This is a genomic window from Roseateles toxinivorans, assembly GCF_004362525.1.
Taxonomy (GTDB): Bacteria; Pseudomonadota; Gammaproteobacteria; order Burkholderiales; family Burkholderiaceae_C; genus Paucibacter; species Paucibacter toxinivorans.
Map to the genome: position 1 here is coordinate 110,520 of NZ_SNXS01000001.1, position 22,402 is coordinate 132,921.

At 62.5% G+C, this 22,402-nt stretch carries 18 protein-coding genes; all 18 read right to left on the reverse strand.

All coding sequences use genetic code 11. The features are described from left to right. Nucleotides 1-379: 379 nt before the first annotated feature. Nucleotides 380-1,432, reverse strand: coding sequence for a hypothetical protein (locus tag DES47_RS00495; protein ID WP_133698714.1), 1,053 nt, complete (start codon nucleotides 1,430-1,432; stop codon nucleotides 380-382). 77 nt (nucleotides 1,433-1,509) lie between these two features. Then, entirely contained in the window at nucleotides 1,510-2,322 is an 813-nt protein-coding gene (locus DES47_RS00500) for a hypothetical protein (RefSeq protein ID WP_133698715.1), read from the reverse strand. A gap of 3 nt (nucleotides 2,323-2,325) precedes the next feature. Then, a complete protein-coding gene (locus DES47_RS00505; protein WP_133698716.1) occupies nucleotides 2,326-5,523 on the reverse strand; it encodes a type I restriction endonuclease subunit R in 3,198 nt (1,065 codons plus the stop codon). Between the two features lie 105 nt (nucleotides 5,524-5,628). After that, entirely contained in the window at nucleotides 5,629-6,120 is a 492-nt protein-coding gene (locus DES47_RS00510; RefSeq protein WP_208114873.1) for a hypothetical protein, read from the reverse strand. Nucleotides 6,121-6,134: 14 nt separating this feature from the next. Then, nucleotides 6,135-6,836, reverse strand: coding sequence for a DUF3800 domain-containing protein (locus DES47_RS00515; protein WP_133698717.1), 702 nt, complete (start codon nucleotides 6,834-6,836; stop codon nucleotides 6,135-6,137). Next, nucleotides 6,833-8,179: a restriction endonuclease subunit S gene (locus DES47_RS00520; protein WP_133698718.1), complete on the reverse strand. Its 1,347-nt coding sequence runs from the start codon at nucleotides 8,177-8,179 to the stop codon at nucleotides 6,833-6,835. Before DES47_RS00520 ends, DES47_RS00515 begins: the two co-directional genes overlap by 4 nt. Then, nucleotides 8,169-9,737, reverse strand: a complete 1,569-nt coding sequence (locus DES47_RS00525) for a class I SAM-dependent DNA methyltransferase (RefSeq protein WP_133698719.1) — start codon at nucleotides 9,735-9,737, stop codon at nucleotides 8,169-8,171. The genes DES47_RS00520 and DES47_RS00525 overlap by 11 nt, the downstream gene beginning before the upstream one ends. A gap of 4 nt (nucleotides 9,738-9,741) precedes the next feature. Continuing rightward, on the reverse strand, nucleotides 9,742-10,524 hold the full coding sequence (locus tag DES47_RS00530) for an NYN domain-containing protein (protein ID WP_133698720.1): 783 nt from the start codon (nucleotides 10,522-10,524) through the stop codon (nucleotides 9,742-9,744). Nucleotides 10,525-10,742: 218 nt separating this feature from the next. Continuing rightward, nucleotides 10,743-13,949: a hypothetical protein gene (locus tag DES47_RS00535; RefSeq protein ID WP_133698721.1), complete on the reverse strand. Its 3,207-nt coding sequence runs from the start codon at nucleotides 13,947-13,949 to the stop codon at nucleotides 10,743-10,745. Between the two features lie 159 nt (nucleotides 13,950-14,108). Beyond that, nucleotides 14,109-14,507 (reverse strand): hypothetical protein, encoded by a 399-nt coding sequence (locus tag DES47_RS00540; protein WP_133698722.1) that lies wholly within the window; start codon nucleotides 14,505-14,507, stop codon nucleotides 14,109-14,111. A gap of 241 nt (nucleotides 14,508-14,748) precedes the next feature. Beyond that, nucleotides 14,749-15,264 (reverse strand): hypothetical protein, encoded by a 516-nt coding sequence (locus tag DES47_RS00545; protein ID WP_133698723.1) that lies wholly within the window; start codon nucleotides 15,262-15,264, stop codon nucleotides 14,749-14,751. After that, nucleotides 15,261-16,709: a site-specific integrase gene (locus DES47_RS00550; RefSeq protein WP_133698724.1), complete on the reverse strand. Its 1,449-nt coding sequence runs from the start codon at nucleotides 16,707-16,709 to the stop codon at nucleotides 15,261-15,263. Before DES47_RS00550 ends, DES47_RS00545 begins: the two co-directional genes overlap by 4 nt. A 204-nt stretch (nucleotides 16,710-16,913) precedes the next feature. Beyond that, entirely contained in the window at nucleotides 16,914-17,858 is a 945-nt protein-coding gene (locus DES47_RS00555; RefSeq protein WP_133698725.1) for a hypothetical protein, read from the reverse strand. A 127-nt stretch (nucleotides 17,859-17,985) separates the two neighbouring features. After that, nucleotides 17,986-19,158 (reverse strand): tyrosine-type recombinase/integrase, encoded by a 1,173-nt coding sequence (locus DES47_RS00560; RefSeq protein WP_166651795.1) that lies wholly within the window; start codon nucleotides 19,156-19,158, stop codon nucleotides 17,986-17,988. A 423-nt stretch (nucleotides 19,159-19,581) separates the two neighbouring features. Then, nucleotides 19,582-19,923 (reverse strand): hypothetical protein, encoded by a 342-nt coding sequence (locus DES47_RS29650; protein WP_341800554.1) that lies wholly within the window; start codon nucleotides 19,921-19,923, stop codon nucleotides 19,582-19,584. Between the two features lie 114 nt (nucleotides 19,924-20,037). Then, nucleotides 20,038-20,586, reverse strand: a complete 549-nt coding sequence (locus tag DES47_RS00570; protein WP_133698727.1) for a hypothetical protein — start codon at nucleotides 20,584-20,586, stop codon at nucleotides 20,038-20,040. A gap of 5 nt (nucleotides 20,587-20,591) precedes the next feature. After that, nucleotides 20,592-21,242: a hypothetical protein gene (locus DES47_RS00575; RefSeq protein ID WP_133698728.1), complete on the reverse strand. Its 651-nt coding sequence runs from the start codon at nucleotides 21,240-21,242 to the stop codon at nucleotides 20,592-20,594. 324 nt (nucleotides 21,243-21,566) lie between these two features. Further along, the gene (locus DES47_RS00580; protein ID WP_133698729.1) at nucleotides 21,567-22,127 is read right to left on the reverse strand and encodes a hypothetical protein; all 561 of its coding nucleotides are present in this window, start codon (nucleotides 22,125-22,127) and stop codon (nucleotides 21,567-21,569) included. Between the last annotated feature and the right edge of the window lie 275 nt (nucleotides 22,128-22,402).

Below are 22,402 nucleotides of genomic sequence, written 5' to 3' on the forward strand. Positions count from 1 at the left end.
TCTGAAGAAGAATCGAATGAGTGGCTTCATGTGGGATGGGGTCGGGTGAATGGCGTCGTCGATCTGCTTGCTCGGCGCCAAGAAAGAAAAAAGCCCCACACGCGCTTGGCATGCAGGGCTTCATCATTTGGCTCCTCGACCTGGGCTCGAACCAGGGACCTACGGATTAACAGTCCTACGCCGCGGGAACCGGACGTGAAGCCAAACGTGTTGAAAATCAGTAACTTAGAGTGAATTTTAGCAGCTTGGAGGACGAGAAATGTGGACCAGATCAGGACCAGACGGGCCACTTTCCACGTCTACGGGACCGGGAATCGACCGCGCAGCATCATGATGTCGCCCCCTGTGATTCGGTGATCGCAATGCTTGCGCCGTCTTGTTACTCCTTGGATGGCGCACATTGGATGCTCATCTCAAACCTGCCGCGCTTTCTAGAATCGTACACATACTGACCGCGAAGCCCATTATTCGCGCGGCTCAGCACAAGCTTGTGCTCGTTCATTGCCGCATCCAATCTGCCGTCGTTCAGGGGTACCCCAGGTAGGTTCCCGTCAAGCTGAAGTTGTGTTGTTTCATCGTTGGAAAGCAGCTGCGTCCGGTTGAACGTCACGGTGAACTGGTTTCCGGTCGCAACGTACTTCCCGAAATAGCGTGTGGTTATTTGAGATGGGCTGCCGCCGAGTTCAACCATGAGCGCTGTTCCGTCTGTATTTATTCTGAGGAAGTTCGATCGTGGCTTTCCATTTGATGAGAAGTTGCATTCAAATTTTTCCGCGCTGGCGTATGATTTTTCTTCCTTGATGTTTTGCTGATGATTGCTAATTTGGGATCGAAGAGTTTGCAGCCGATCCTTAAAGGACTCCTTGGAGCACTCTTCTCGTGGGCTGCTGCAGATGGAGTAGGCGCGCTTCACCCATTCAAGATGCTCAGATTCAATTTTTGAGGATCCGCCGGAATTTTTAAGATCCTCAATTAGTCCAAGCATGCTTTTGTAGGCCATCGCTTGCTCGGTTCTTGGTATCCTGGTAAGTAATAGTGCTTTCAGCAGTTCGTCGTTGCCATTCTTGGCTTGTTCGAAAAGGTCGCTGACAAGTTTGCCTTGGCGACCATCCAGTGTCGAGGCGAGTAGTTCTTTTCGCTGACTTTGCAACGCCTGTATACAGGTGACGTCCTTGCACCGACCTAGCTCGATGCGGTAAATGTTCATCGTGCTAGTGTATTTGCCGATGGGCAAGCCCAGGCTTATAACTTGGTCGCGAAGGGCAGTAATCTCATCGTTTTCTTGTCGCAGCGACGGGTTGGAGCAAATAGCAGCGAATGCTGGATTGGCACGTGCGTCGCTCGACTTTGGGTTGCTTTTTGATTCGCACAATATTTGTGCGCCTGCTGTTGAATAATAAAGCAAAGCAATCATTATTATGATAATGCGCATGTGTTCCTCCTTTTAGGGGTGACTCTGGTCAAGCAATCTGAACTGTCGATGCAGGCTTGTTCACGTTGTAATCTCAGCTAATGTGGCATTTCTTGGCTGAGTTGAGTTGCGAGTACGTCGAGCTTGAGCCGTTGACTGGAGTATCTATCCATGGCGGCCTGGCCGCTAAGCATTCCGCCGAGGAAAATTGGTAAATCAGGTATTAAGTGCCATCGATGGGATCGGCCGCCATCAGGTGAAGTAAGTTGTAGTGCTTGCTCGATGATGGCAGAGGCTGTTGCATTGATAACCACGACTCGACGCGGTTTCAGCATGCAAATCATTTCCAGCGAGATCTTCAGTTGACGCAGTAAGAACTCGGGCATGCCATTAAACTCGCGGGCTGACCGCGACCAAGGGCGCACCAGGTTGGCTTGGGTTGAGTTGCGCATCGCGAAGAGGTCAATGTGTTCCCAACTGGATCCGGGTTCTATTGCCTCTGCAAAGCGAGCCAGCGAACCGAAGTACTGTGTGTAGTGCTGCTTTGCGTGGATCTCGAATTTGACGAGTCTTCTTTTCGATTTGATGCCTGCAGGCCACTTGAAGTCTGAAATCTTCAGCGCCCCTGCGTTTTTAACCTTCTCATTACTGCTTTGAATGAATTTCTCTGAGAAGGCGGGGTTGAATCCGAGGAATAGAAGGTCAGCCCGTGACATAAGTGGCGGGTAAAGCATCGGCATTAAGGCCAGCAAGGACGGATTCGCGTCCGTTGGTGGCTTACGCCACAGCCGTATAAGTTCCGCGTTTGCCCAAGTAGCCACCCTGGCGCCATCAATAGGCTCATTTGGCGGCGCCAACTTCAGGGAACGCAGTCTTGCCGCTAGTTCTAAACGTTGGAACACGGTCTTCATCCCTCAGCCCCAACTCTCTCCCAGCGCCTGTGCCTGCTGCAACACCAGTTCGACCGCCGCGTCCTGCATATCCGGCGGGTACTTGTACTTGCGCAAGATGCGCCTGACCATCAGGCGCAGGCTGGCGCGCACGCTCTCGCGCTCGGACCAGTCCACGCTCAGGTTCTTGCGCAGGTTCTCGGTCAGCTCGTGGGCGATCTTCTTCAGGGTCTCGTCGGTCAGTTCCTTGACTGCCGACTCGTTGTTGGCCAGTGCGTCATAGAAACGCACCTCGTCGTCGGTCAGCCCTAAGGCTTCGCCTCGTAATGCCGCTTCGCGGAATTTCTTGGCCATTTCGACCAGTTCTTCCATAACCTGCGCGGTCTCGATCGAGCGGTTCTGGTAGCGAGTGATGACGTTGCCCAGCAGTTCGGAGAACTTCTTCTGCTGGACGACATTGCTTGCGAACTTGGACTTGATCTCGCCCTCCAGCAGGCGCTCCAGCAGTTCCACCGCCAGATTGCGCTCGGGCAGGTTCTTTACCTGGGCCAGGAACTCGTCATCGAGCAGGCCGATGTTGGGCTTGTCCAGACCGACCGCGTCGAAGATGTCGACGACGGCATCGGATACGACCGCCTGGCTGATGATCTGGCGGATGGCCTGCTCGCGCTGCTCGTCGGTCTTCTTCTGCTGCGAGATGTCGCGCTTGGTCAGGATCACCTTGACCGCCTGCAGAAAGGCCACTTCCTCGCGCACAGCCTTGGCCTCGTCCAGCGTGCAGCACAGCGTGAACGCCTTGCTCATGGCCAGGGCCGCGTCGGCGAAGCGCTTCTTGCCGTCACGGTTGCCCTCGGTCTTCAGGCCCAGCACATGGTTGGCTGCGCCCGCCAAGGTCTTGTGGCCGCCGGTCAGGAAGCCGCTCCAGTCGTAGCCATGCAGCATGGCCCGCAGCACGTCCAGCTTCTCGGCCAACACGGCGTAGGCCTCATGCGCATCCACGGTCGGTCGGCCGCGGCCCTGGCTGGCCGTGTACTCGCGCATGGCCGCCTTCAGCTCGTTGCCGATACCGATGTAGTCGACCACCAGGCCGCCTTGCTTGTCCTTGAAGACGCGGTTCACGCGGGCAATCGCCTGCATCAGGTTGTGGCCCTTCATCGGCTTGTCCACGTACATGGTGTGCACGCAGGGGGCATCGAAGCCGGTGAGCCACATGTCGCGCACGATTACGAGCTTGAGCGGGTCAGCTGAGTCCTTGAAGCGCTTCTCCAGCCGCTTCTTGACTTGGCTGCTGTAGATGTGGGGGCGCAGCAGCGCCTTGTCGCTGGCCGAGCCGGTCATGATGATCTTGACCGCGCCCTTCTCAGGATCGGGGTCGTGCCAGTCGGGCCGAAGCTTGACGATCTCGTCGTAGAGGTGGACGCAGATGTCGCGGCTCATCGCGACGACCATGGCCTTGCCACGCTGGGCAGCATCGCGGGCCTCGAAGTGCGTCACCAGATCAGCCGCCACGCTGGCCACGCGCGGCCCGGCGCCAACCACCTTCTCCAGCGCTGCCCATCGGCTCTTGAGCTTGGCCTGGGTGCTTTCCTCTTCATCCTCTGCCAGCTCGTCCACCTCGTCATCGATGGTGGGCAGGTCTTCATCCTTCAGGCGCAGCTTGGCCAGGCGCGACTCGTAGTAGATGGCCACGGTGGCACCATCTTCCTTGGCCTGTTGCATGTCATAGACATGGATGTAGTCGCCGAACACGGCACGCGTGTCGCGGTCGGCCGCTGAAACCGGCGTGCCGGTGAAGGCGACGAAGGTGGCATGGGGCAGGGCGTCACGCAGATGCTGGGCGTAGCCGACCTGGTACTTGGTCTTGTACGCAGGGGACTCAAAATCCCCCGCCGTGTGCGCAGGCTCGGCCCCGTCGGTGGTCAGGGCGCTGGACGCATGCCCGCTGCGGACCTTGACCTCCTTGAGCTTGGCCTCGAAACCGTACTGCGTGCGGTGGGCTTCGTCGGCAATGACGACGATGTTGCGTCGGTCGGAGAGCATGGGGAACAGGTCCTCATCCTCGCCGGGCATGAACTTCTGGATCGTCGCGAAGACGATGCCGCCGGAGGGGCGATTGCTCAGCAGCGTCCGCAGCTCCTGCCGCGTGGTCGCCTGCACCGGTTGCTCGCGCAGCAGGTCCTGAGCGAGGCTGAACACGCCAAACAGCTGCCCGTCCAGGTCATTGCGGTCGGTGATCACGACGATGGTCGGGTTCTCCATCGCCGGCTCTTGCATCACCCGGGCCGCAAAGCAGGTCATGGTGATGCTCTTGCCGCTGCCCTGGGTGTGCCACACCACGCCGCCCTTGCCGCGCAGTGCCGCGCTGCTGTCAGGCCGGGATGCCGCGACCACATGTTCGATGGCCGCTCGCACCGCATGGAACTGGTGATAGCCGGCGATCTTCTTGATCAGCCGCCCGTCGTCCTCGAAGAGCACGAAGTAGCGCAGGTAGTCCAGCAGCATCGCCGGGGCCAGCGCGCCGCGCACCAGCGTCTCCAGCTCGTTGAACTGGCCCAGCGGGTCCAGGTCCGCGCCGCTGATCGTGCGCCATTGCTGGAAGCGCTCTTCATCGGCCGACAGCGAACCCATGCGTGCTTCGCTGCCGTCCGAGATGACCAGCACCTCGTTGTACTGAAACACGTCGGGGATCTGGGCCTTGTAGGTCTGGATCTGGTCAAAGGCCTTCCAGATGTCGGCATGCGTGTCAGCCGGGTTCTTCAGCTCGATCAATACCAGCGGCAGGCCGTTGACGAAGAGCACGATGTCCGGCCGGCGCGTGTGGTGCGCGCCCTTGATCGTGAACTGGTTGACTGCCCACCATTCGTTGGCGGCCATGTCACCCCAGTCGACGAGGCGGACGAAGTCACCGCGGGTCTCGCCATTCTTCTGGTACTGCACCGGCACGCCGCTGACCAGCAGCTTGTGAAAGGCGCGGTTGGCGGAGAGCAGGGCAGGGATGCCGAGATCCATCACCTGCGCCAGTGCATCGTCGCGGGCGCTGGCCGGGATGTCGGGGTTCAGTTTATGGATGGCATGGGCGAGCCGGCCGCGCAGGAGTACCTGGCGGTAGTCGCTGCGTTCGGGCGTTGCGCTATCGGGCGCGATGTCGGCGCCATGGCGGTGGACGTAGCCCAGCTCTGCCAGCCAAGACAGGGTGTCGGTTTCGAGTTGGTCTTCCGTCAACTAAGGTTCCTCCCCAAAGTTCCGATATCACCTATAATCACGCCAGCTCATCTGCCATGTGTAGAAGGAGTATCCGAAGCCCTTGCACATCCGTGTGCCGGGGCTTCAGTCTTTTCTGGCCGCCCAGAAGGCATCCCGCTCCTTGGTGAACTTGCGAATGGTGTGGCCGCGCAGACAATATGCGGTCTTCAGTAGGCAATACCGGGTCCCTTCCTCGGTTTCACGCTTGGCAAGCACCACGGCAAAGTCGTGCGCCTCTGCCCAGATCACCACATGCGTCTCGCGTCCGCGCTGGTTCTCCCACCATGAGAACCCGTCAGATTCGGCATGCTCAATGCACCATGCTACCCAGCGCACACGCTCACAACGAGCCAGGTCCGGGGTGCGGTCGTCTTCGTCGCGGTTGTCCTGGGCGGGGGCCTCCGAGATTAGGTGCCAGAAGCCGTAGCCCTTTTTTTTGGTCGTCGGATTAAACCGCACCTTCACCGGCTGCCCGAACAGCGTCAGGCCGGCGTGGGCAACCGTCTCCAGGTAGACCGCGTAGATCGCATCTTCATAGCGCGCCCAGTCCCCCCCGAAGGCGGACAAGGGCATCAAGGGTGGAGGCGCACTCAAGCTTGCGGCCTCCAGATGAACAGGTTGAATTTGTCGGCGCGCAGCAATGAGCTTTGCTCAAGACTCAGGCCCGAGCGATGGCGCACATGCGCCACCAGCGCCAGCTTGGCCGGACTGTCGTGCAGGCCGCGGTGGACGTATGACAGTGCGCCGATCAGCAGGTCTGCCAGTTGCAGTATCAGCACATCGTGCGAATGCACCAACTCCACCGACTCGATCACCTGGCGGTCGAAGTCGTAGTTGGCATTGCAGAGCACTTCATGCAGCTTGTTGACCTTGACTTGCCCTCGGGTGTCCTTGATGTCCAGGAAGATCCGGTAGCGCTTGCTCGGGTCGATCAGGCGATTGAGCAGCGTGTACCACTGCTTGTAATAGAAGCCATCGTGGTCCTGCCCGAATTTCGCGTGATCCAGCGCCTGCTTGTCGGGCACCACCAGGCCGCGAAAGTGCAGCAGGGGCTCGTCAAAAAACAGGTCCAGCAAAGCCTGATAGAACGACAGCTGGCCTGGCGACACCTTGACCCACTTGATCTCGAAGTGCGGGGGCAGGCCGAAGGAGGCCTTGAGGTCCTTGATCTGCCGGGCCAGCATCTGTCGGTGCGAGGCAGGGCACCACACGGCACCCAGCACCATGGCACGCAGGTGATCGTTCTCCAGGTGGCACGATTCATCGCAGTAAATGTGGATGCGCTCGTTCATGCGGTGGCCTCCAGCAAGGAATGCGGCTCCGGCAGGCGAAGCTGGCCGGAGATGAGGCGGGGGAGGAGGGTGTCACGGACTTGGATCAGGGTGAGCGCCTGCCACTCATTTGCGATGACGCGGTCAAAGAGCGGTTGTGCCACGGCCATGTATGCAGCAATCACTGCCTTGTCCGGGACGACAGCGGGAATCGGGCGGAAGGCCTTCTTGCTGATCTCCATAAACGTTGACCCATTCGCGCGGCCCTTGATCTGATCCATATGAGCTTCGCACCAACGCAGCATGTACAGCGGTGGCAGCCTTCCGCCGGGCAGCATGCCGATATAGCCTTGGTTGATTGCAACAGGTAGGTCCGCAATAGCCAGATAGCCGATGGGAGCTCGTGATGACATCAAAAGGCTGCCCTTCGGTAGCAAGCCGCAACTGATCTTGGCCAAGCCCGCGGCGCTGAGCTTGCGTTCTGTCGAGATCAACGCGGGTGACGTTGCGCCAGATAGGTCTTTTGGCGTGGTCCAGGCGAACTCCTCAGGTGACCAGAACGCCGCGTTCTTGGTGTCGGGTGTTGCACCGCCAACCGTGTTTATGCAGTCCCCGATTGCCTGCACTTCCCACCCCCTCGGCACCTTCCCCAACTCCGAATCCTCGAAGCTGTCGGGGAAGAGGCCGGCGGTAGCTTCGTCCATGCCTTCGGGGGCACGGCCTTCACGCTTGGCGCGCACGGGGTCGAAGTCCACAAACCAGGACTTGAACAGCGCCTGGGCGATGGCTTCCAGCGTGGCGTTGGTTTCGCGGAGGAGAGCGATGCGGTCGTCGAAGGTAGAGAGCGCAGATGCAATCGCTCGCTGCGTAGAAACCTCCGGCAAGACAATTGGAAAACTCCTCAGGTATCCAAGATTGATCTTTGGGACGCCCGTGTGCTCGGAGTCGCGGATGATCTTTTCGATCGACTCGCGCTGAGCCAGGTAGTAGTAAACGAACTCTGCGTCAGCTCGCTTGCCATCGACACGCATACGCATCTGATTTGAGGACAGAAGGTAGACGGGGTGGGGGCCAGCCGGAACCAATCCAATCTGCCCTAGGGTTCCCTTCTTCGTAAAAATGATGTCGTTCGGCAAACAAAGGCTTCTTGAAAGCTTGTCTGCGGTCTCGCTAGAGACGTAGACGAATTCGTGGCTTCGAAAGCGTTCCTCACCTTTAGTGAGGTTGCTGCCACGAATCACTGGGATGCCTTCGGGCGTATACGCGCTGCTCGGCAAGTTGGAACCGAACGGACCGTCTACCAAGCCATCTTTGCCCGGCAGCGCGACGTCTTCCAGGCGGAAGCGCTGCCACTCAGAGCTCATACCCAAGCCCCGCCAGCTTCGTTCGAATCACAGCATCCAGCTCCGCCCCCTTGGCCATCTGCTCGCCCAGCCGTTCCGTCAACAGCGTCATCTTCTCGGCAAAGACCTCGTCGTCGTCCTCGACCTCCTCGGCACCCACATAGCGCCCCGGCGTCAGAACATGGCCGTGCTGGGCGATCTCGGCGAGCGGCACGCTGCGGCAGAAGCCCGGCACGTCGGCGTACTCACCCACCACCTCGCCCGCTGCCGCCTCACCGCGCCATGCGGCCACGGTGCCGGCGATGCGCTCGATCTCTTCGTCAGCAAACTCACACTGCACCCGCGAGATCATGCGACCCAGCTTGCGGGCATCGATGAACAAGACCTGGCCCTTGCGAGCCGCCGGCTTCTGCTTGGCCAGGAACCACAGGCAGGCCGGGATCTGCGTGTTGAAGAACAGCTGCCCGGGCAGGGCCACCATCACCTCCACCACGTCGGCGTCAACCATGGCGGCGCGGATGACGCCCTCGTTGTTCTGGCTGGAACTCATCGAACCATTGGCCAGCACGATGCCGGCCCGCCCGGTGGGCTTGAGGTGGTGCAGCATGTGCTGCAGCCAGGCGTAGTTGGCATTGCCCTGCGGCGGGTCGCCGTACTGCCAGCGTGGATCGCCCTCCAGGCTGCCGTGCCACCAGTCGCTGATGTTGAAGGGCGGGTTGGCCAGGATGAAGTCGGCCCGCAGGTCTGGGTGCTGGTTGCGTGTGAAGGTGTCACCCGGCTCGCGGCCCAGGTTGAAGTCGATGCCGCGGATGGCAAGGTTCATCGCGGCCAGGCGCCAGGTGGTGGGGTTGGCCTCCTGGCCGTAGATGGATACATCGCCCAGTTTGCCGCCGTGCGCCTCGATGAAGCGCTCACTCTGCACAAACATGCCGCCCGAGCCGCAGCAGGGGTCGTAGACCTGCCCGTGGTGCGGTGCCAGCACGGCAACCAGCGTCTTGACGATGCTGGCCGGCGTGTAGAACTGCCCGCCGCGCTTGCCCTCGGCGCTGGCGAACATGCCGAGGAAGTACTCGTACACCTGACCCAGCACATCGCGGGCGCTGCTGGGGTTCTCGCCGAAGCCGATAGTGGACACCAAGTCCACCAGCTCACCCAGCTTGCCGTCGGGCAGCTGCGCACGGGCATAGCGCTTGTCCAGGATGCCCTTGAGCTTGGGGTTTTCGGCCTCGATCAGGCTCAGGGCCTCGTCGATCAGCTTACCGATCTCGGGGCGCTTGGCCTGAGCGCGCAGGGATTCCCAGCGGGCCGCCTCGGGCACCCAGAACACGTTTACGGCGGTGTAGTAATCACGGTCGTCGGCTTCGGCGGCCAGGTCTTCAGGGCTGGCGTCCCCGTAGAAGTATTCGTCGTTCGGGTCAGCCAGCCGCGCCACCACCTCGGCCCGGCGCGCGGCGAAGGTGTCGGAGATGTACTTCACGAAGATCAGGCCCAGCACCAGGTGCTTGTATTCGGCCGCGTCCATGTTGGCGCGCAGCTTGTCGGCCGTGGCCCAGAGAGTTTTCTTGATGTCGTCGAGCATGAATTCAGGATGCCGTAGCGGAGGCCGACGCCGGGGCGGCGGCCTTGGGTTTGAGGCTGACCCAGTGACCGGAGTTGTTCTCCTGGGTCAGCAGCAGTTCGGGATAGGCCCGAACCATATCGGACAGCGCGGCGTGGCCATAGGCCTTGGGCGAGAAGCCGGGGTCGGTGCGTTTGAGGTACTGCCCCAGCGCGCCCAGCCCGACGCGACCGTCAGGCGTGTCGGCTACGAGCAGGCTCACGGCATTGAGAACGGCCTTGGGGCGCTTCTTGGGCGCTGGCTTGGGGGTGGGCGGCGGCGCGGCCTTGGCCGCAGCCGCCGACCCTGCCGGCTCAGCGGGGGGCTCGGGGGGCAGCCATTCGAAGAACTGGTCGCTGGCGTTGCGCAGCGCATCCGGTGTCTTGGCCTCGCCGACGATGTGCACCGTAGCGCCGCGCTCGCGCAGCTTGCGGCACAGGTAGGCGAAATCGGAGTCGCTGGTGACCAGGCAGAAGGTGTCGGCGCGCTGATCGAACAGGGCCTCGACCGCATCCAGCGCCAGCGCAATGTCGGCCGTGTTCTTGCCGGCGGCGTACTGGTACTGCAGGCAGGGGGTGAAGGCCAGGCGCACCAGCGCTTCCTGCCACTTGTTGGCCAGGGTGGCGTGGTTGCCATAGCCGCGGCGCAGCACCACCCGCCCAAACTGAGCCACGACCCGCAGCGCATATTCCAGAATCTCGGGCGTGGTGTTGTCGCAATCCACCAGGACCGCCACCCTGGAATCCATGCCCGAATCGATTTGTGCCATCGAATTCTTCTCCCCTATTTGGGTATCGATGATATTCGGGGTGCGTACGGCCTAACTTAGCGAAAGTTCGATCTGCGGCGGGCGTTTCTACTTACGACGACGGCCCGGCGTCCATGAAGCATTGAAGCCCCGTTGAGCACAGCTCAACGGGGCTTGATCATGGGCACCTGCCGGGGGCTGGCGTTGCACACCCCGGCCAGGTGCTGAGGCCATCGGTCCTAAGCCTCGGCGACCAGGAACCGCTCGACCTCAAGGGTCGCGAATCGCCCCTTTACCAGCGTCAGGAACCGCTGCACATCGGGCGCGTGCACCGCGACGTTTTCATTGAGCACCGACCGGCCGGCGTTCTTCACATCGTGGAGCTTCACCGGATAGCCCTGTTCAGTGAGCCAAGTTGCCAGCTCGGCCTGGCTGAGCCCCGGCTCGGAGAGCCCCCAGGCACGCTTGACAAAGGCAGACAGGAAGGTGCGCACGACGATGCGCAGGTACTTATCCTCGCCACCGCGCGCATAGACCCGGCCTGTCACACCGCGCGTGGTGCTGCCGCCCGCAGTCGCCCCATCCTTACTGTCGGACTCGGATGACACGGCCGCCGAGTCTGACGCCGCCAAGTCGACGCGCACGATCCTGCGGTTGCGCAGGCGCAGCGTCATCTCGGCGCGCCAGCGATTCCAGTCGTCCATGGACTTGAGGCAGTTCGTCTGCCGCCACCGATCGAAGATCGTCCGCACCAGCTCACCCTGGTCGGCCGTGGGCCAGGGCACGGTGTCGAAGGCCAGGTGCTTCACGCCGAAGCCCTCCACCTGGACCATGCGGGCATCGACCGGCATGCGCTTGAAATCGAACTCCAGCGCCACCTTCACGTCCTTGGGCTCCTTCTGAAAGTCCCAGTCGTTCTCCAACTGCTGGCGGGCCGAAAAGGGCATGTCGCGCACGAGGACCTGGCCGGGGTAGCGATTCAGGGCCAGGCGCACCATGAAGTCGGACTGACCAGCCGGGCTCATCAGCCATTGTCGATGGGCCTCGTCGCCGTCGAGCACGACCTTGTGCCCAGCTTTGGCGATGACCAAGGGATGGTCGCCATCGGGCAGCGTCGTGAACTGCCCGCGGGTGCGGGCTGCGAAGACCTGCCTGACCTGGTGCTTCAGCTCGATCATGGACGTGCCCGGCGCCACTCGGTCAACCAAGGCCTGGTAGCGCCGACACATCTCGCCGCTGAGATCCATCTGCTCTGGCGGCACGTCAATGAGCATGCCGTCCGTCGTCACCGAGATGGCCGTGGCGCTGGCTGGCAGCTTCCACAGGATCTCGCCCACCACCGCACGGATGAAGCCGCAGACCAGCGCGGCGATCGCGGCTTCAGACATTCGCGACGGACCGACCAGGCGACTCTCCATCTCGCGCGGCCCGAACTGCCGCTTGCCCTTGTGCCCCTGGCCGACCTTGCCATAAACGCCGTTCCCGATCACCTTCATGAACTCGAAGGCGAGTGACTTCCGGCGGAACAGCAGGCGCATCTGCCGCACGTAGATGGCAAAGCTCTCCATAGGCCGATAGCCCGTGTCACCGTGCGACACCGGCGGAAAGGCAAGGCCCGGCAGTTCCAACATGCCGCGCACAGCTTCATCGAGCAGCCCATCATCGATCCCGGTAACAGTGGCCTTGGCCGACTTCTTCGCAGCCTTGACGGGCGTACGCAGGCGCTGGGCGCTTTCCAGGAAGACGTCAGCGCGCTTCTTCCAGGGAATCACCACCGCGAACAGGATCTCGATCTCGGCGCCCATCGCGAGGGCCAGTTCGATCTCGGGCGCGGTGGCGATGCTGATGCCTTCCTGCGCGAACCACAGGCCGAAGTCACCGACCCGCTGCGGCAGACAGGGGAATCGCGTGCCCGGCGGGAACTTGTACTTCATCTCGGCGAAGGCGGCGACATGGCCGATCAGGTGTTGCAGATCGCGCGTGGTGTAGGCCTTCGAGTAGTCCAGCGCCTGCACGTAGGCCAAGCCAGTGACATAGGCCCCAGCCAGATCCGGGTCGTAGAAAGTCCCGACCTTGGAGGGGCCGAACTGGAAGCACTCATTACGCCCACCGAGGAAGGCGTCGGACACGAAGGGCTCCAGCCAGCGCCGAATGCGCGTCGGGACCCGCTCACTGATCGTGATAGGCCGGTCGTCGCGCGCGCCCCAGGCCGTGCGTTTGCGCGTCTCGAAGTTCAGCGCGACATCCGGGTGAACGCCATCCCGCCGCATGCACTGCTCCGCCAGCCGCACCGCGATGCCGCTGACCGTGGAGGACAACCCTCCAAGACCCAGGAACCGGTCGCAGAACCACATCGTCCAGATCGCGTACAGCGCCGCCAATCGCGCATCGTGAACTGCGTATGCACGGAAGCGCGCCGGCTCCTTGCGGGCAAAGGCGAGCATGTCCGACTTGTCGAAACCCGGTGGCAGCTCAATCTTGGGCTCGCCAAGCCACTGCCCGATCTTCTCCAGCGGCGTGCCGGGCGGGGCGATGCGGCTGGTGTCCACGATGCGGACTTTCAGCTGGGTCAGGTCGATGCCGTTCTCGACCAGGAAGTGGTACTTGCTCTTGAGCCGGGCCTCACGCGCGAAGTTCGCGCTCGGCTTCAGCGCGGCTGGCTCTGCGACCGTGGCGAAGGTGCCGTTCACGCCATCCAGCTGGCTTCGCAGCTCCTTGAAATCGGAGAACGCCGACAGGTCCGCCCGCGTGAAGTGCCCGGCCAGCAGCACTTCGTGTGGCCATTCGTCGATGACACCCTCAGCATCCGCTTCGTCCAGCAACTCGGCCAGCGCGTCGGACAGACGAGGACGGTAGCCCTGGCCATCGGGCCCAATCAGCTCGATCACTTTGACGTGCGTCTTGCCGGTGGGGCCGATCAAGTAAAGCTGGACGCAAATAATCAAATTCCGACCGCGCTTGGAGCGGACCCACTCAGCATCGAATCCCACGACGACGCGGGGGCCAAGGGCTCGGATGATGCCGCGCCGCCCCTGCCTGTCCAGACCGGCTCGCTTCAAGGCATGCTGCAAGTCTGTTGGGCCGGCAGGGCGGCCCGCCTGCCGGAGCGTCAGGTAGTCGGCCAGCGCCTGGGCGTCGAGCAGACGCTGCTCGGCCATGCCGTCACCGCCGTCCTCCCCGCCACCGCCCAGCAAGGAAGCGTTGCCAGGTTCCACCAACTCCTGCCGGATCAAGGCCATGAAGCGGGCATCGAAATGGGACAGCAAGTCCTCGTCGCCGCGGCTCGGACCGGGCTGGATGGGCTTGCCGATGGCGGCGCGAAGCAAGCCTCCAGGCATCGCAGAAGCATCGATGGCGGCGCGGCTTGCTGCGACGCCCCCAGCCACCGGATCCCGCCCGGGATCGAGGCCCGCTGCGTGCAAGACCTCGTCGGTGTCAAATTGCATGTCTTTAGTCCCCCATCGGATGAATGACACCGGCAGCGGCCATCCAGGTCGCCACTGCCGAAAGAAGAAAAAAAGACCGCCATCGAGGCGGTCTGCTTGGAACTTGCGAGCGAGCGCCCTGGCGCAGCGATCAACGCATCACTTCGCCAGGGCCGCGCTTCAGTCCTTGGGTGCGCTCGTGCTCGTCATCGGCGATGCCTGCACCGAAGCCAGGGGCGACGACGATGCTTCGCGCGCGTCAGCCGACAACTGCCGGCGCGGCGGCACGAGCGCATGCATTGGCGTCTCGGCCGGCACGGGGGCTTGGGGGGCTGCTTCGGCATCGTGCAGGAACCGCCAGTCGGGCTGCTTGGCGCGACGCGGCGAATTCATCACGTCGAGCAGGATGGCGGCGATGGCGTTGCGCTTGTCCACGTCGGTGCATTCGATCCAGTTGATCATGCGACCGCGGTCGTCCAGCACGCCGACACCGTTGTCGTAGAGCGAGACGCGGGCCATCTGCTCGATGCGCAGCAGCGAGCCGTCGGGCATCTGGATGGCTTTGGAGAAGTTGTACATGGGGGCTCCTGGTCATGAGTTGGTGGAATGCGCCCCCGCACACCCTGTGCGGAGATCGCGAAGCCCCTGTCGACAGCACCGGCCAATGCCGCGGGCAGGGGGGCGACCGCGCAGACATCGTCTTGCGGGTCGGAAGCTCGGACGACGCGAGCGTCGGTGCGAGCGGGGCACTCAGCGAAGCCACCGCGTCCGGTGGCCGCTGAGAACTGGCCGCGGGGGCCAGCAGGACCGCCGGACGCCTTCAGGCGTAAGGCAGCCAGCAATGCAGGCGTTCCTCGGTGTCGAGGATCGCGATACCGAAGTGGAAATGGATCGCATGGAAGCCGTCCATCCAGACCACGCTGCTGTTGTCTTTGCAGCGCGACAGCAGCTGGCCGAGAGACAGCGCGTCGACCTCGATCAGCGAATTGCTGAAGGTGCTCACCGGCTTGGGGACCTCGCCGCCTCGCGGCGTCCAGCTGCCGAGCACACCCGTCCTGGACATGTGCGCCACGCCCTCGTGAAAGGTGGCGTTCTGGCCTTGCCGCGTACCGTTCCAGAACTTGGCATTCTTGCCCGCGAGACGACGGATTTCATTGCCGACCGAGACCGGGTCGACCCAACTGGTGTTCGGCGTCAGCACCTCGTCGGCGGTGGCGATGAACTCGTCGGTGTAGTCGGCCGCATCGCTTGATTCAGAGCGCGGAGGCCTCATGCCGCTGATGTGCAGGCCGCCGTCCTCGTAATCACGTTCATCGCCGAAGGTTTCAGTAATCATGCTTGCTCCATGGAAGAGGTCAGGGACAGATAGGCCGGCAGGGAGCCGGCGGGATCAGACGGTTGGGCCCGGGCTGCGGCCAGGCTGCTTTGGTACATGCTGGCGGCGCCGACGACCACCTGGCGGCTGCAGCGGGGCGAGGTGGCGACGTAGCGCTCGGTCACCTTGACGCTGCTATGCCCGAGGACGCGGCTGACGTCATGGATGGTGCTGTCGCGCTCGTCAGCCTGCACGGCCCAGGTCGCGAAGGTCCGGCGCAAGTCATGCATGCGCAGCCCTTCGATGCCGGCGCGGGCCAGCAGTTCGGCATAGCGTTTGCCAGGGCGGCTCATGTGGCTGCGTCCAGTGCGCGAGGGGAACAGGTACGGGTTGACGCGGATCGCCTGCAACTCCCGGACCACGCCTAGCGCTAGGTCCGACAACGGCACGATGCGCGGCCGGCCGCTCTTGGAGTTGGGGATCACCCAGGTCGCGGCGCTGACGTTGATGTCCTCGTGCAATGCATTGAGCGCTTCGCCCGAACGACCGCCGGTGAAGAGCAGGAACTTGCAGAAGAGACGGACCTTGACAGGAGAGTCTTGCAGGCTCGCGTCGAAATCGGCCACCTCGTCCGCATTGAGAATGCGGGTGCGGTTCGGGTTCTCCGGCTTCATCGCCAGCACCTTGGCCGGATTGCTATCGATCAGACCGCGCCGATGGCACCAGGAGAAGAAGGCCTTGGCAGCCGCGCGGTAGCGGTTGTCGGTGGAATGCTCGCGCCGCTTGTTGCCCAGCGCGTCCTTGTCGCCGCACAGGGTGTCGTACACGCGGATGAGCGTGGCCGGCCGCACCTCGCAGACGGGCATGTCGCCGATCTGATGGGCGAGCAGGCGAAGCCGGGATCGATCGCTGTCGATTGACTTCTTGTCGGCGCGATCGTTCAGGTACTGCTCGATCACGACGTTGACGGGCATGGAGCCCAGGCGCGGGTCCGTGCCGTGCTTGGCCAGGGCAACGGCCCGCTCGTGCTTGATCAGCATCTGCAGGTGAGTGCTGGGCGGCACCGTGCCATGCGTGACCCAGACGTTGCAGCCCTCATAGGGAATCCGACCGCCGTAGGTGACGTGGTCCTGACCGGGCGTTTGCAGCGTCCTCAGGTACTTGACGCCGGGAACGGACTTCTCGACGGGGCGGCGAGCCGCCGGCACGGGACTCGACGGCTCGCCCTCGGCGGCGGCGCCCGACGCGGGGACCAACCGGAGACGACCGGCCGGGCTGCCCCGCGGTGCAGTGCCAGGAACAGCGGCGCCGGTAGCTGTAGCCCCGGAAACTACAGCTCCGATGGCGGTCCCGGATTCGGCGCCGGCTTGCGGCGCGGGGGCGCCCAGCACCGAGACCGCGATGCTGGACGGCGGGGTGGAACGCTCGGTGGCGTCCTGCGGTGTCGCCTCGACATTGAGTGACATGAATCCTCCTGTTCGACGGTTCGATCAGCGACATGCCGATCTCGAACAGGGAGTGTCATTTCCGCAAAACAGGGCTCGGACAGGGAAAGACTGCACGACACCTCGTGCATGTCCGACCCGAAACCATGGCCCTTGGACTCAGGCCCCCTCTCCGCTGCATCGCCCCCTTGCAGCTCCTCCGCGTGGAGAACGACACGCTGACGCCTAGCGAGACCGCGCCAGCGCCTGCAGCATGGGCAGCGTCGGCCAGTGCTCTCGCTGGGCCAGCCTCAGCGCGCGCGTCAGGGACGTGCTCATGCCGCGATCCAGTCGCTTGCGCTCGGCTTCAGCATCGGTGGGCCCTTGCTCGGGCGGCCGCAGCGCCTGCAGGTGGTGCATGCGCTTGAGGTTGAAACACTGCTGCAGGATCTGCGTGGTGACATGCCCGTACACCTTCAGGCACAGCAACGCGCAGGACTCGGCGAACTGGCGACGGATCTCATGGCCGTTGTCGACCAGCAGGGCCTTGATGCCAGCGTCATCGTCCCGGGTCAGCAGGTCCCTGTACAGCGCGGCCATGGCAACGACGTCCTCACGAACGTCCGAGATGCGCTCGCGATGACCGTGCCCGATCATCTGGTCGACAAGCACGTGACGACCGATCTGCTCCATCAGCTTGTCGAGTCGCTTGAGCGCAGCGGCGGATTGGTTGAAGGCGCTGGTCAATCGATCCAGTTCCTTTTTGTAGAGTCCGTGGTGATGAAGCCCGTAGTCGCGCAGGATTTCGGTCATCCATCCTGTGAAAAGGAAGGCCCGCTCGCGATGGCACACAGGAGCGGTCAGCATTGCCGAGTTCGTGCGCGCTCTCAGGCCATCTTCAAGTGCGACTATCAGCGACAGCAATTCGCCCTTTGCAGGGTACTCGTCGACATAGGCACATAGCTCGTGGTCGGCACGCCGCAGACGCTCTTCGCGCATGTCCTCAGGGGCATCCGCAGCCATGCCCTTCTCCACGGCAGCCGCCCAGGGCTTGAAGAGATCGATGAATTCTTCGGTCCTGTCGTGCGTCTCAAGTTCGATGACCGAGCCCCTGGCGGCGCCAAGACTCCCGCGTTTGGGTAGGGCGGCTATCAGGTCAGCAAGCAAGTGCTCAGGCGGGACGGAGCTCATGGCTAAGTGCGTCTGAAAATGGAATTAGGTATGGCAACTGGCGATGATATGCATGGTTACAGGGTGATGAGAAAGGGTGTCCTGCAGCAGGAAAAAAAGAGAGCGAAATTCGCTCTCCGAAATTTCGTCAGGCGCCGGATGCTGCAACCGCGTTGGTCAGAATATTGGAGATCATTCCAGATGCTTCGCGCAGCTGATGTTCTTGCGCATGCGCGTACTTCGCCGTCACCGCCAGTGTCTGGTGGCCGGCAAGCCAACTTGCAACTTGCAGCGGGTAGTGCTGGGCAACTAACGTGATATGTGAGTGGCGTAACGAGTGAACAACGATGTCACTGATTCCGGCCCTTTCGATGACACGCTTGAATGCCTTTCTGGGGTCGGCCATATGAGCATCTCGGCCGTCGCGCGCAGGGAATACCCAGTCCCACCGCGAGACATTCCGCTGTCGCTTAACGATCTCCAGCGCAGTTTGATTCAGGTACACGGTGCGAGCCTTGTTGTTCTTGACGTTGCGAAGGCGCCAGGTTGCCGTTTCGATGGAGATGTCACTGAACTTGGCGGTCAGCGCTTCCCCACGTCGCACGCCGACGGCCAGCAGAAACTTGAATAGCGAGGCTGCCGTCTGATTCGGCTCGCAATCGAGTGCCTGCATGAATCGCCTGAGTTCATCGCCTGCCAAGTAGCGCTGCCTGTGGTTGTTCTCGGGGTGCATTCGCACACCGCGGCATGGGTTCTTCTCTAACTTGCCCCACATGATGGCCAAGTTCAAGGATCGTTTCAGCAAGGCCAAGACGCGGTTGGCCGTGGCCGGGCTGAGTCGGTCCTTGAGCATGTCATGGTGTCGCTGAATGTCCTGCGTCCGGATTTCACCGATCGGTGTCGCCCCGAATTTTTCCTGGAGGTGCCGCTTCCACCTGCCCAGAGAGTCGCGGTAACTGCGCTGGGTTGCCTTGAAGTGCTTGAGAGCGTCCTCCTCCATGAAGCGCGTCAAGGTGATGCCGCGAAGCATGGCCTCTTGGGTGCGCGAAAGTTGAGGGTCAGTTCCCCGCGCGATCTGAGCACGTGCCTCGCTGGCAAGCAGGCGGGCTTCATTGATGTCGATGGCCGGGTACTCGCCGATCTTCATCGAGCGCTTGCTGCCGTGGAAGGTGTAGCGCAGCAGCCAAGCCTTGCGCCCCAGCCTGTTGACGACGATGCGCAGGCCGGCAATGTCGGTGTCGCTGTACTCGACCTCGCGTGCGACTGCATCGGGCGCGAGCGCATCCAGCGCCTTCTTGGTGAACTTGAATTGACGTTTCATCGGGCAACTCGTGATGTCTTGCCCCCTGGCACCATCTTGCCCCGGGCGGAGCCCCACGAAGTACAAGTCCGTGGGGCTGCCGGCTTGGTCTGGCGTCCAGTAGGCATAGGTTGAAGAAGGGCGGGGCGATGCCAGCGCCAGCGCACGGACCAGCGCGGCACCGGACATGCCTCCGGTCTATTTCTGGACCCTCTGGCGCGGTGACGCGTCCATCGGCGTGTCGGGGTGCGCTTGAAGGCCAAAGTGACGCACCGTGTCTTGCCACGCTGCACGTTCGGCATCACGGCGTGAAAGTCCGCCCGAGTGCTGTCGTATCGCTGCCCTCTCGGACCAAAATTCCTGCCGATCTTCATCGGCCAGGCTCTCGACCAGCAATGCAAGGTCGTGGTCGAGTGGCGGTAGGTATTTCGGGGTATTCACGATTCAATACTCCGACGGCAGTAGACAGGTCGTCACTGAGCGGTCGGCCTCGGTGATGACCCAGATAACACCGCCATCGGGCAGCGCGTAACTCGACATCACGCGGAAGCCCTGAATGAGCGCCTCGCGGTTCGATCGCGCGTCCTCGGCGGGAATCTGCCCCCAATCGCCGCGGGCATGGCGGGCCAAGAGGCTGATGGGGCTGACGCCGCGCTCCATCAGGAGCTTCAGCGCGCCTGGCGTGCTGACGAGCTGCCCGAGTTCCAGGCGGGGCAGGGTGGGCTGGGATGTTCCGGCCAACTGCGGATCTGCATCCGCCCGCGGGCCATCGGTTGACGTAGACATGAGTTCTCCTTGAATGACAAAGCCCCATGTGCTCGCGCACATGGGGCCGTGGGTTGCTTGGTGAGAAGGAAGGACGGGAGGGGTGGAGCCCTGTGATCCGGCATTGAGCCGGCGCTATCGCAGACAGTGCGTTGCACAGCGCCAGAACGCCCGGCCGAGCAGGCGCTCGTAGCTGCCGTGTTCAGACGGCAGGAACCTGATCTGCGGCACGTCCACCTGGCGCGCGTAGTCGGTGGCCAAGTCGCTGACATAGCGGTTGGACGCGACGACGCCGCCATTCGTGAACCGAGCGATGAGCCAGTGGTCTTCGGCATCTGGCAACGAGCCGATCTCGCCAGACAGCAGCGAGAGCCACACCCCGGCGCTGGTGATCGACAACGAGCTCAGATCCGCGGCGCAGTCGCCGTCGTAGGCTGCGCGGTAGACACCGCGGCGCGGCGAGTACGACAGCATGGCCATCGGCGAGCCGCCGCTAAGCATGCAGCGGCCCGAGCGCAGCAGGGCAAGGCATCGACCCACGGCTGGCAGATCGACGCCCATTTCATCGGCCAAGCGCTCGACGGCCTGCGGTGCTGTCTCGCCATCGCCGATGTCGACGCCGTATAGGCGCAGATCATCGGCGGTGACGGCCTTGAACCATTGATCGGGGTTCAGGTCGCCCATGGCGGCTACTCCTGCTCGGCAACTCGGGCCTTGCGCCGGCCGCGCGCCGGCTTATCGGGCTCGGACGCGGGCATAGCCTCGTCAGTATCGACGGCCCCTGCGCCATCAGAAGCGCCCTCCACGGCTTCGACCTGGCCGGCGCTGCCGCCTTCTTCGGCGATCGCCTGCGGTAGCTCTTTGCCGATACGCACCTCGGGGAGGTCGCCACCGATTGCCAAGTGGTCGGCCCACCACGCTTCCCAGCGCCCGGTATCGACCAGCAGATGCGGCTTGTCCGCGTCGCGGCTCAGCAGGCCTTCGGTCAACAGGATGGCCGACAGGAAGCCCCAGTTGTTGCTCGACCTGCCGATGAAGGCCGGTTTGAACACGGTGGCGCGCAGGGGCTGGTCGACCGGGTGTTCGCTGACGCACCGCATGATCGAGCGCACGGGCACGGCCTCGTCGGAGACGTAGCCGCCGCCCTCGTTGCCGGCGATGCGCAGGAAGAGCGCCTGGCGCGCGGTGTCGGTGAGCACTTGGTAGAGGATGGCGCCGAGCGAGCGAGGGCCGAGCTTGGCGGAATGCGCTTCACGCAAGAGCAGATAGGTCTGCGGGCCTGCGGGCAACGCGGTCTCGACGATGGCCGTTGTTTCGGCCGGGATGGATTTGCGGGGCATGTTGAACTCCAAATGAAAAGCGCCGCCTGGCTCCGGAGAGCCAGGCGGCGCGAATGGGGATGAAGGGAGGGGCGGCTGTTACCGCGGTGGGGTCAGCTCAGGTTCACTTGAATGCTGAGTTTGCGACGCATCAGTACGTACACCGCGAGGGGCAGCAGTACGGCGGAAGCAGGGCCGGCGATAGCAGGAAGCGCAAACCGGGCGCCCTGGGACAGGATCGTAGAAAACACACTGGATCTCCTTGGTAGTGGGATTGGTGGCACGGCCCGCTAGGGGACGTCCAAGGAGATGAAATCTGGTTGATGCAGCGCCTCGTGACGCTTGTCAGGAACTGCGGTCAGTCAGTTCTCTTTGCTTCGCGCGCCATTCGTCGACGGTTTCGCGTGATCGCGCCACCACCTCTTGCGCCTCGGCCTGATCATCGGGCTCAAGACCGAGATCGGGGAGATCCAAGTACCACTTAAGCCGTCGCCGAGCACCTTCGACGACGTCAATTCGGGACTCGACGTCTTTTGCAGTGATATCTTCAGCGAGGTCGCGATCAGTGCGCTGTCTCAAGAAGCGCACTTCCGACATGGCGGCTTTCCTACGGCGATCCATCAGATCGGCTCGCTGCTCGTCCGACAGCTGGCCACTCTGCAATTGCTCCTCGACCTTTTTCATGGTCTGCCAAGTCAAGTCTGGCACGGCATGGTTGATCGCGTACTTGCCAACGGACGCTACGGCCCCAGCAACGTCCTTTGCAGAGTCAAGAAGGTATTTGCCAGGGTCACTCTTGATCTCGTCTTTGGTTTCTCTGGCGATTTGACCAAGGTCCTTGCCTAGCTCTTTGGTCGCATCCTTGATACCTCGCCCAAGTTCCTTCAAATCGTCAAAAAAGCCCATCACCCTTCTCCCCTCTTGAAGACTCAATCACGTCCTGCCAAGTGCGGACGACCGCCGCGCACCGAGCCGCCTAGGAGTACTTGGCGCCGCAACCTCGACATTTGTTGCTGAAAACCTTTAGCTCGCCGCAGTTTGCGCACTTCGAGCCTCGACCACCCTTGCCGTCATTGGCTGGCAAAGTCATCGTGTGATCGCACTTGGAACACTTCCTGCCCGTAGGCGTCTGAAAGAAGGTCTGTTCACCACAGTTTGGGCACATCTTCCCGGCCATGATT